The organism is Pseudomonas sp. B14(2017) (genome assembly GCF_002113255.1).
GTDB lineage: Bacteria > Pseudomonadota > Gammaproteobacteria > Pseudomonadales > Pseudomonadaceae > Aquipseudomonas > Aquipseudomonas putida_Z.
The window spans coordinates 1-1,167 of record NZ_NEJY01000057.1 but is presented as its reverse complement, the minus strand read 5'-3'; the positions used below and the strand labels follow the sequence as shown (position 1 = coordinate 1,167).

2 protein-coding genes are annotated in these 1,167 nt (G+C 55.3%); both read left to right on the top strand.

Features of this window, described 5'->3' with window-relative positions; translation table 11 throughout:
• Positions 1-65: 65 nt before the first annotated feature.
• The gene (locus tag CAG34_RS29310; RefSeq protein ID WP_133970486.1) at positions 66-374 is read left to right on the top strand and encodes a transposase; all 309 of its coding nucleotides are present in this window, start codon (positions 66-68) and stop codon (positions 372-374) included.
• Positions 371-1,167: IS3 family transposase (locus tag CAG34_RS27305; RefSeq protein ID WP_371858065.1), on the top strand; the 797-nt coding region annotated here is incomplete at its 3' end. The genes CAG34_RS29310 and CAG34_RS27305, both read left to right, overlap by 4 nt.

Here is a 1,167-nt window from a genome sequence, read left to right as displayed (position 1 = left end):
TGAACTGGCCTAATGATCCCGGACACCTCTTAAGGGCGATATGATTCGCCCAATCAGGAGGTTCCATGCAAGAACGAAAGACCTACACCCGCGAGTTCAAGCAACGTGCTGCCAGCATGGTCCTTGATGACCACTGCTCGATTCCCGACGTCTGCGCTTCAATGGACGTCGGCCCTACAGCCCTGCGCCGCTGGGTTGATCAGGTACGCAAAGAGCGACAGAAGGGCCAGCCAGTAGCCGGTACCAAAGCGATCAGCGACGAACAACGAGAGCTCCAGCAGCTGCGAGCCAAGATCAAGCGCCTGGAGACCGAGGCTGAAATCTTAAAAAAGGCTACGGCTCTCTTGATGTCGGATCCCGATCGTTTTTCCTGATTGAGGAACTGAGAGAGTCAGGCTCGTATCCGACCAGCCTTCTTTGCAGTGCGCTGAGCGTATCCCGTAGCGCGTTTTATGACTGGCTTCGCCGTCGTTCAACACCGAATACCGAGCGTGACGAACTCAGAGAGAAAGTAGTTCAGCTGCACGTCGAAAGCAGGGGGAGCGCGGGCGCGAGAATGATCTCTGAGTACCTGAAGGCCCAGCAGTTCAAGGTGGGACGGTATCTGGCCGGAAAACTCATGGAGGAGGCAAATCTGGAAAGCAAGCAGCGTCGTCCGCATCGGAATCGCTCCAAAGGCGTTGAAGCGTTTGTGGCCAAGAACCTGCTCGAACGTAACTTTGAGCCAACAGCAATTAACCAGGTCTGGTGCGGTGATGTGACCAGTTTGATGGTCGGGAAGCGCTGGTATCACCTGGCAGTAGTGATTGACTTGTTTGCGCGTCGGATCGTTGGCTGGGCGTTTTCCCTGATCAACGACGCCAACTTGGTTAGCAAGGCGCTGAGGATGGCAGTAGGGGTTAGGGGCAAGCATGCAGGCTTGATGTTTCACTCGGATCAAGGCTGCCAGTACACCAGCCAGCGCTTCCAGTCCGAGCTGCTTGAGCATGGTATAACGCAGAGCATGAGTCGCAGGGGACAATGCTGGGACAACGCACCAACAGAGCGTTTCTTTGGGACGCTCAAGTCAGAATGGGTGCCGCCCAAGGGCTACAAGGAAATTGAAGAAGCCAAGCAGGATATGACCAGCTTCTTCATGCGATACAACCGAATCAGGCTCCACAGCCA

Bases quoted from the DNA above. Each gene is read 5' to 3' on its own strand.
- CAG34_RS29310 (WP_133970486.1), top strand. From the start codon at position 66: ATGCAAGAACGAAAGACCTACACCCGCGAGTTCAAGCAACGTGCTGCC.